The 9,880-nt window shown below is 43.7% G+C and carries 5 protein-coding genes and 1 pseudogene; all 6 read left to right on the forward strand.

All coding sequences use genetic code 11. The annotated features are described in order from the left end of the window. Positions 1 to 46: 46 nt before the first annotated feature. On the forward strand, positions 47 to 445 hold the full coding sequence (tssD, locus tag HMPREF0666_RS14920; protein ID WP_004384141.1) for a type VI secretion system tube protein TssD: 399 nt from the start codon (positions 47 to 49) through the stop codon (positions 443 to 445). Positions 446 to 626: 181 nt separating this feature from the next. Continuing rightward, entirely contained in the window at positions 627 to 2,438 is a 1,812-nt protein-coding gene (locus HMPREF0666_RS14925; RefSeq protein ID WP_009013210.1) for a type VI secretion system Vgr family protein, read from the forward strand. 7 nt (positions 2,439 to 2,445) lie between these two features. Then, positions 2,446 to 3,750 (forward strand): hypothetical protein, encoded by a 1,305-nt coding sequence (locus HMPREF0666_RS14930; RefSeq protein ID WP_009013211.1) that lies wholly within the window; start codon positions 2,446 to 2,448, stop codon positions 3,748 to 3,750. Further along, entirely contained in the window at positions 3,747 to 8,045 is a 4,299-nt protein-coding gene (locus tag HMPREF0666_RS14935) for an RHS repeat-associated core domain-containing protein (RefSeq protein ID WP_009013212.1), read from the forward strand. The genes HMPREF0666_RS14930 and HMPREF0666_RS14935 overlap by 4 nt, the downstream gene beginning before the upstream one ends. Before the next feature lie 10 nt (positions 8,046 to 8,055). Further along, entirely contained in the window at positions 8,056 to 8,397 is a 342-nt protein-coding gene (locus HMPREF0666_RS14940) for a hypothetical protein (protein WP_009013213.1), read from the forward strand. Positions 8,398 to 8,425: 28 nt separating this feature from the next. Continuing rightward, positions 8,426 to 9,880: pseudogene (locus HMPREF0666_RS14945) on the forward strand (type VI secretion system Vgr family protein); the annotation flags it as partial.

Raw genomic sequence — 9,880 nt, forward strand, 5'->3', positions numbered from 1 at the left:
ATGTACCTCGTTTTCTTATTTTTCTAACTACTTTAAATTATCTATCATGAGTTCATTTAGAGCAACATTGGAATTAGGTGGCAAGGAGTACGACGTACTCTATTCTAACTACGAGTTCAGTCGTACGACTGACAAGAAGGGTCAGCCTGCATCAAGTATCTCTGGTGGTCGTATCAGCGTCACTATCGAGTCTACTGATGACACTTCTACTATCGAGGCTATGCTCAACAGTCAGTTCAAGCCTGTTGAGGGTAAGATTGTTTACAAGAAGAGTGAGGAGGATGCTAAGATGAAGGAGATTTCTTTCAAGAATGCTTACATCGTCCACTACAAGGAGACACTCGACGTAAACAACGAGGCGCCGATGACCATCGCTATGACCTTCTCTGCTGAGAATATCACCGTGGGTAATGCCGAACTCGACAACCGCTGGCCTCGTTCATAGGTCTAAGAAACTTAAGGACTGTGTCGGGCTACGTGCTTGACATGGTCCTTTTAGCTTTCTATTTAGGTCTCACCGCAGTAGGACATACCTATAAGCTGCTGAGATCGTCACCTTATTATATATAGGGAACAAATCTTATTAATTCGCTTTTCAGCCTTAATTACCTCAAAAAATATATTCAATGGCAATACCTTTTAATCCCATCTCCATCACTATAGGAAAGGATGGACTTTCTTCTTTCAAATCACTTCGTATCGACCAAAGTACTGGTGCACATCATCACTTTGACCTCACAGTTGACCTTGAGTCGGGAGGTAACAGACAGGTGCATAACATCAGTAGCAGTAAAGAGTGGCTCGGCAAGGATATCATAGTGAAGGCTGCGAACAAACCATTCTTCTGTGGCATAGTGACAAATATTGAGTTGCATCGTGATGGTAGCGACTTCGGGTGTATACAGGTGTCCGGCTACTCCTCTACTTATCGTATGGAGACGGCACCGAGCTGTTACTCATGGAATGACAGGTCGATTGGCGATGTCGTAAAGAGTCTGTGCAGTGATGGTAAGGTGCAGTTGGCATTGAATGCAGCACACAAGAAACAGTTGGATTACATCTGCCAATACGAGGAATCTGACTTCGATTTCGTTCGTCGGCTTGCTTTGCAGTATCAGGAATGGATGTACTATGATGGTCTGAAACTTGTCTTCGGTAAGCCAAGACGATTGCCAGACCCTATCAAGATGGAATTTGGCACGTCACTAAGTTCTCTCAATATCGGTCTACAAACATTAGCTCGTCCAGAACAGGTGTTTACGTTCCATTCTGGTGCGAACCGTGAGATGGACCGCAAGACACCTGATAAAGCTTACGGACATGACAGGATGGCGGGTGATGCGTTCCGTGCTGCGCTCCCCTCCTACCCTAAAGCAGCTCGCCAGTACTCCATACAGCGTGTCAGCTCTATCAATGATCTTGAGAATTATGTACTCCTAAAACAGGCCGCCGAAACGGCTGAAACCCATTACGTCACAGCCGAAAGCCAGGACCCAAGGCTACATGTGGGTTCGGTGATAAGTTTGTATAGTTCTTTCTTAAAGGGAGTTGGCAATCTCTCCCAAGAGAGCTTAGGCGATTTCATCATCATCGAGATGACCCATGAAGTGAGCGAGAGCTGTTATTACAAAAACCGTTTCAAAGCCATTCCTGGTACTGTAATGAGTCTGCCTAACCCAAAGGTTGAAATGCCTCTGGCTGAAACACAGATGGCAACGGTACTCAGCAATGCCGATCCACATGGAGCGGGTCGTGTGCAGGTGCGCATGAATTGGCAGACCGACAACATGCGAACAAGTTGGGTGCGTGTGATGACACCAGATGGCGGTGGCAGCAAAGACGTAAAGAGCAACCGTGGCTTTGTTTTCATCCCAGAGGTAGGCGACCAAGTCCTCCTCGGCTTCCGTCATGGTGACCCTGCAAGACCATACGTTATGGGTAGCCTGTTTAATGGAACAACAGGTGGTGGCGGTGGTCAAGGCAACAACTGCAAAAGCCTCACCAGTCGCACTGGCTGTGCCTTGAAACTTAATGATTCTGTAGGTAGTGTCACGTTATCAGATCCAGGAAAGACCAGCATTCACATGGACGGTTCGGGTAATGCCACATTTGATTCATCTGACAAAATACTCATCTCCTGTGGTAATGCTACTATTGAGTTGCACAAAGATGGTACGATAAAGATAAATGGCAAGGAGATATCAGTTGGAGGCACGGATATCTCCATGGCAGGAACATCAAGTATTGTTGCTGGTGTAGGGGAAGGCGAGACACCAAGTACTGGTATTGGTATGACTACGACAGACCTTAACATAACTTCTGCAAAGACTTGTATTGATGGCACCAGTGAGACTAATGTAAGTTCAAGTAGTGGAACAACGTCTGTTACCGCATCAAGTGAGGTGATTGTAGGTGGAAGTAAAGTAAAACTAAACTAATAGTGGTATGAATCCAGTACGATTGGAATTACTAAAGATAGACAGACAATGGTATGAGCAAGTAAAAGCACATACCGATAAACCGCTATTTGTATGCTTAGGCGAGAAGCACACTCTAAACATGTTTGATGTTTATTTTAAGAGTCATGGTGCAGATGAGGTAGAAAGTAACGACGTTTTCCTTGTGAATTATAAACCATTTGAGGATGCACAGCGGTATGGTGCAGAGCTATTAGAAGAACTACATTTAGTTTATAAGTTGTGGAGAGAAAATAATCTTACTTCTGTTCCATGTAAAGAATGGCTTCCGGATATGGTCGTTCCTGATGGTAAAGTTAAGACTGATGCAGGGAATACTGCTAAGGCACTAATAGAACTATACGAATCTTTTCCGCCACTACGTGGACACAAGATATTTATTCTCTTATCACCACAACAGATAAGTAGTATACCTTTATATGAACAGTGGCTGTTTGATTGGTGTGTTAATATGAATAGCAGTGATGTCAAGATTGTAGTGCTTGAAAAACATGAAGGTCGGCTGTTAAAGAAACTGCCTAATAACAGACATGAATTTGTACTTACCGGTACTGACATTGCTTCTTTGATGAACAATGTGGCAGCCCAGACTGCTGCAGATCCTAATGATGAAGAAAATGTTCTGCAACAACAAATGCTATTGGCAAACGTTCACTTTAGCAGGCACGAGTTTGATAATGCTCATGTAGCTTTAGCTAAAGCTATTGCCATAGCCAGCCGACACAATCTTAAAGACGTACTATGTACGGCTCACCTCTTAGATGCTTATGTATGGCTTACACAAAATGAACAGGAGAAAGCACATGACACATTCCGTACCTTATTGAGCCTTACTGGTGAAGGAACTTTATTGTCTGCACAGATGCATGTGAATTATGGTGGTTTCTTGCTTGCTATACGAAGAAAAGAGGATGCAATAGATGCGTTTGAGAAATCAGCTGAGATTGCAAAGAATATAAAGAATCCATTATTGGAGATGGAGTGTTATCGTATTATGGGTCAAATACAAGATGGTACATTTACAGATTCACAAACCATTGCTTATTATGAGAAGTGTATAGAGATAGGTATGACTATGAACAATGAGGAAAGACAACAAAGTTCATTAGCTTACATAGCTACTCTATTACTAAAGAAATATGGAAACTCTAAAAAAGCAGAAGAACTTTGCAAACAAATGGAGCAATATTTAGGTGCAGATTGGCAAACTAACATACAAGTCCCCAACATGGATGACCTATATCATTCACCCTTAACAAGTGTATCCTCATGAAGATAATAGCAAAGAAAGCCAATGTAGCGAGTACTGCCGTACAGCATGTGGCCAAACATTTTGATTTGGTATTAGGTATAGACATTCACTGGACGAAGCTACCTATGCCTCCTTTTCCTCTTCCCTTACCACACCCTTTCATAGGAATTGTCTTTGACCCCATGGAGTATGCAGACTTCAGCATACCAGTCCCTTCCTTGTTGCAAAAGATGTTCAACCTCCCAGAAAAGATTCCTATGGGAGCATCAGTTTTTGTTCATGGCCGTATTAAGGCTACGACAACAACATCTGTCTTTGGTTTTGGTTGTTCTATAAAACCTAAAGGTGGTGCTGCAAGTATGTTAGGAGCAGCTATGGTTGGGAATATTATACCTATCAAACATATAACAGGTGGTCTACCTTTCTATAAAATCTTCTTAGGAGACTTAGAAGGTCCGCATGATGGTGAAATCTATTTCGGGTCGGAAAGTGTCATTATCAATGGTAGTGAGTGCAGTGGGTCATTCCCTCAGCAGGTTCTGACTTGTTGGGGCATACCTTTCGGACACCAATATTTTCCTCCGGCATGGCTTGCTCTCTACCAGCATATATTAACAATGTATGTGCAAATAAATATCAAGCCACCTGTGCTGGTGGGTGGAACTTTTATCCCTCATAAGTACACACTCTCTGACATTTTGATGCGTGCAGCAGCCGTACTCTTCATGAAAGCACTGGGAGCTATTGCCAAAAAAGGATTGACCAAATTTAATCATTTCCTTCAGGGTAAATTCGGTAAGAACCCTATATCTAAATCGTTGTGTTTCTTCGGTTTGGAGCCAGTGGACTTTGCCACAGGAGCAATGAATTTCTCTTGGGACGACTTTGAACTATTTGGTGAGCGTACTATTCGTTGGACAAGTGCGTGGCAAAGTGACATTACCTATTCTGGAATCATGGGTAATGGAGTGATTTGTAACTATGACCTGTTCATTATTCCTCAGGATGCAGACGGGGTAGCTGCTTACAATAATCCTAATGAGAATCAAGTATTCCCAATACCAATACCAGAAATAGGAGGCAAAGAGGAGTATTATCGTTCTCTAAAGTTATGGCAGCATAGACCAAACAAATCTAAATGGATTGTAAGGACAGAGACTGAAATTCGCACCTATCGTGCCTTCTCTGACGAGGAGTACGGTACAATATATCTTGCTGAAAGGATAGACTATGTGGGAGGTGGTTTCCTATTGTTGGATTATAGTGGGCGTAAGCACTTGCTTTCTACTATTAAGGATCACTTTGGACGTCTTATAATCTTTGGACAGGATGAGGAACGAGGTCTTATCCGCTCAGCAATGTATAAACATGGTGATGTCATAGACCAATTGGTGGCATACGACTATGATGAAAAGAGTAATCTCATACGTGTACGTGATCGATTTGGTAAGAGTATTGAATTTGAATATGATAATGCCAATAGAGTCGTTCTACGTCGTAACCGCAACAATATGACGTATACATGGGAGTATGACGCTGAAGGACGTGTTATCCATACTACTGGTGAAGGTGGTATACAGGAAGGATATATATCTTACCATGACGGATATAACGAAATAAAATACTCTGCCACAGGGGCTACAGAACAGTATTATTATGACGAAAACAACCTTGTATATAAAAAGGTGGATGCCATGGGTGGTGAGACCTGGTATGGTTATAATTCTTGGCATGAGCGAACATTGGTAGGTACACCAGAGGGTAAGGTCGTAGGATATGATTATGATGACCGTGGTAACCTTATAAGATTGACGGCTGCTGACGGAGCTGAGACTGTTTATGAGTATGATGACCATAATCGCCTAATAGCACGTACAGATGCGGCAGGTAATAGAGAAGAATGGGTCTATGATACAGAGACAGCATTGTTGCTGAAATATAAGGAAGCGGATGGTACTGTTGTTACTTATACATACGAGAAGGATAAGCAGCAGCCTTCTGCTATTGAGTATGGTGAAGAACTACGTGCTGTTCTACAATATGACACTTTAGGATTAATCTCAAATATTACGGACGGGCATGGCGTTTGTGAAACATTCGCTTACGATGACTATGGCCGTCCACTGAAGCACAGGCATGCTGACGGGAATAGTACAGAATGGCAGCGTGACCGACTTGGCCGTGTTACTCGCTACGCAACTCCTGGGCAGAGCGTGATGCGCATCTCCTATGATGCCTACGACTTGCCTGTTGAAGTTACCAGTGGCAATGAAATGTGGACTATGGAGTACACTCCTATGGGTAACCTGCGCCGTCAGACACGACGGACGAGCAGTATGCGCATGATCAGTGCACTGAACTACGAGTATGACTCCTATGACCAGTTGAAGTATGTTGAGAACGAACATGGCGAACGTTACTTCTTTGAACGTAACCTTAATGGTGAGGTGATTTGTGAAAGGGGCTTCGATGGATTAGAACGCCATTATATCCGTGACCTTGACGGCACGGTGATCACGACACAGCTGCCTGATGGTACGACTGTGCATCATCAGCATGACCAAGCTGGGCGACTTACCTACAACAAGTACGCCGATGGCAGTTGGGAGGCTTGGGAGTACGATAAGGCAGGACGGCTCACCAAAGCGTACAACAGAGACAGCGTGACGGAGTTCGTGCGTAATGCTTTGGGGCAGGTCATAAAGGAAACCCAGGACGGGCGTACAGTGGAGCATAAGTATGATGAGCGTTCTCGACTCTCAAATATCGTCAGTGCATTAGAAGGAAGTATTACCTACGGATATGATATGAAAGGTTCTGTCAACCACATATCAGCTGGTATGTCAGAAAAGAGGAAGCCTTGGGAAGCGGACATAGCATACGATAGGTTAGGGCGTGAAACATCACGTATGATGCCTGGCTGTGTAGAGAATACTATGCACTATGACAGCATTGGCCGCCCTGCACATCAGCGTGTCCGGCATAATGGGCGAACACTGTATGACAAGTCATATACTTGGGGTGATAATCTTCGTCTTTTACGAACGTTTGACACAATAAACGGCGGAAGTGTCCGTTACGATTATGACGCCTTCGGTTCTCTGTCAGGGGCAGTGTTTGGTGACGGAAGTCGTCAGTGGCGTAACCCAGATGCAATGGGTAATGTGTATGATAGCCCTGACCGAACGGACAGGAGCTATGGTCGTGGTGGACAGCTGCGTGAGGACAAGAAGTGGCGGTATTATTACGACAGCCATGGCAACCTTGTGCTGAAGACCATGCGCAGGTCGGGACCATCCCTTGATGCTGGGATGCGGGATAAGTTCCTTGCATGGCAGAGCGGTGACTATGCCTATACGTGGCAGGGCAATGGTATGCTTAGGAGTGTAACACGACCAGACGGAAAGACCGTTACTTTTAGGTATGACGCTTTGGGCAGACGCATTGAGAAGGTCTTTGACGGACGAGTATATCGCTACCTTTGGGATGGTGATGTCATCCTGCACGAGTGGGACTATGCCGAGGCTGACCGTCCGAACACGGTTGTTACCGAGACTGGTGAGGTCACACTCGACAGGCCAGAACCAGTTGAGAATCTCATCACGTGGGTTTACGACAGTGACAGCTATGTCCCTACAGCCAAGATTGTTGGTGACAAGCATTACAGCATCATCAGCGACTACATCGGTCGTCCTGTCCAGGCATACGATGATAAAGGTAATGTTGTCTGGCAGACAGACTATGACATCTACGGCAATCTTCGCAACCTCCACGGCAACAGGCAGTTCATTCCCTTCCGTCAGTTAGGACAGTATGAGGACGATGAGACGCGCCTCTATTACAACAGGTTCAGATATTATGACCCGAGGATTGGTAATTATATCAGTCAAGACCCGATAAGGTTAGGAGGTAGTAATCCTACATTATACGCCTACGTTCACGATTCTAATAGTTGGATAGACCTGTTTGGATTAAAATTAATTACAGTTTACCATTATACGAGTAAAAAAGGGTATAATATAATTAATTCTCAAAACCCTATAAAGTTTAAAGCCAATAATCCAGTTAAGGGACACCCCAATGGAGTTTATGTCACGACTAAGTCTCCTGAAATGCTTTCTCAATCGAAAAATGGATATAAAAAATTAGGTCTTACTTCTGAAAAATCATCTCATTTTTTTGAATTTGAAATTGATGAAACCATGTTAAAAGATATTCAAGGAGATAGAGGTAGTTTTATTAAATATGTAGAGGGAGGTTTAGAGGTTCCTAAGGATAAGATTAAAAGAAAAGGTCTTAATCCATGTAAAAAATAAATAATAAGTTATGTTTACAGGTATTGATTACGTTTTATATACACATAAAAGGCAAGAGTTATTTATCCAAGAAATGAAGAAATCTTTTTCTTTATGGGATAATCCTTATATTATTATTGATAATGAGGATAATACAACTGATATATATATAGCTAAAAACAAGATGATGTTCGACCTTATGGATGAAAAGGGATATTATACAAATAGGGATTCTGGCGAAGGTCCTTTTTTACTTATATTTAATAGTAACTTTGCTTCAGATTGTAATAAAATAACTTTAGTCCTTCCTGAAGATATTGAAACGTCAAAATTTTCAAGAAAGGTGTTTGATTGGGCTAAATCTATTTTATAGAGCCTAGAACTATCTTTTTACTTTTAACATCTTAAAAATAGGAAAGAATGGACTTTCTTCTTTTAAATCACTTCGTATCGACCAAAGTACTGGTGCACATCATCACTTTGACCTCACGGTTGACCTTGAGTCGGGAGGTAACAAACATGTACATAACATCAGTAGCAGTAAAGAGTGGCTCGGCAAAGATATCATAGTGAAGGCTGCGAGCAAACCATTCTTCTGTGGCATAGTGACGAACATTGAGTTGCATCGCGATGGCAGCGACTTCGGGTGTATACAGGTGTCTGGATACTCCTCTACTTATCGTATGGAGACGGCACCGAGCTGTTACTTATGGAACGACAGGTCGATTGGTGATGTCGTAAAGAGTCTGTGCAGTGATGGTAAGGTGCAATTGGCATTGAATGCAGCACACAAGAAACAGTTGGATTACATCTGCCAATACGAGGAATCTGACTTCGATTTCGTTCGTCGTCTCGCCTTGCAGTATCAGGAGTGGATGTATTATGATGGTCTGAAACTTGTCTTCGGTAAACCAAGACGATTGCCAGACCCTATCAAGATGGAATTTGGTACGTCACTGAGTTCCCTCAACATTGGCCTACAAACATTAGCTCGTCCAGAACAGGTGTTTACGTTCCATTCTGGTGCAAACCGTGAGATGGACCGCAAGACGCCCGATAAAGCTTACGGACATGACAGGATGGCGGGTGATGCGTTCCGTGCTGCGCTCCCCTCCTACCCTAAAGCAGCTCGCCAGTACTCCATACAGCGTGTCAGCTCTATCGATGATCTTGAGAATTATGTACTCCTAAAACAAGCAGCCGAAACGGCTGAAACCCATTACGTCACAGCCGAAAGCCAGGACCCAAGGTTACATGTGGGTTCGGTGATAAGTTTGTATAGTTCTTTCTTAAAGGGAGTTGGCAATCTCTCACAAGAGAGCTTAGGTGATTTTATCATCATCGAGATGACCCATGAAGTGAGCGAGAGCTGTTACTACAAAAACCGTTTCAAAGCCATTCCTGGTACTGTAATGAGTCTGCCTAACCCAAAGGTTGAAATGCCATTAGCCGAAACACAAATGGCAACGGTGCTAAGCAATGCCGACCCACACGGAGCGGGTCGTGTGCAGGTGCGCATGAATTGGCAGACCGATAACATGCGAACAAGTTGGGTACGTGTGATGACGCCAGATGGTGGTGGCAGCAAAGACGTAAAGAGCAACCGTGGCTTTGTTTTCATCCCAGAGGTAGGCGACCAAGTCCTCCTTGGCTTCCGTCATGGCGACCCCGCCCGTCCCTACGTTATGGGTAGCCTGTTTAATGGAACGACAGGTGGTGGCGGTGGTCAAGGCAACAACTGCAAAAGCCTCACCAGCCGCACTGGCTGTGCCTTGAAACTTAATGATTCTAAAGGAAGTGTCACGCTGCACGATAAGGGCGTGTAACCATGACTTTTGATGGTGCAGGTAATGCCA

The sequence above is a fragment of the Prevotella sp. C561 genome (assembly GCF_000224595.1).
Classification (GTDB): Bacteria; Bacteroidota; Bacteroidia; order Bacteroidales; family Bacteroidaceae; genus Prevotella; species Prevotella jejuni.

Bases quoted from the DNA above. Each gene is read 5' to 3' on its own strand.
- tssD (WP_004384141.1), top strand. From the start codon at position 47: ATGAGTTCATTTAGAGCAACATTGGAATTAGGTGGCAAGGAGTACGAC.
- HMPREF0666_RS14925 (WP_009013210.1), top strand. From the start codon at position 627: ATGGCAATACCTTTTAATCCCATCTCCATCACTATAGGAAAGGATGGA.
- HMPREF0666_RS14930 (WP_009013211.1), top strand. From the start codon at position 2,446: ATGAATCCAGTACGATTGGAATTACTAAAGATAGACAGACAATGGTAT.
- HMPREF0666_RS14935 (WP_009013212.1), top strand. From the start codon at position 3,747: ATGAAGATAATAGCAAAGAAAGCCAATGTAGCGAGTACTGCCGTACAG.
- HMPREF0666_RS14940 (WP_009013213.1), top strand. From the start codon at position 8,056: ATGTTTACAGGTATTGATTACGTTTTATATACACATAAAAGGCAAGAG.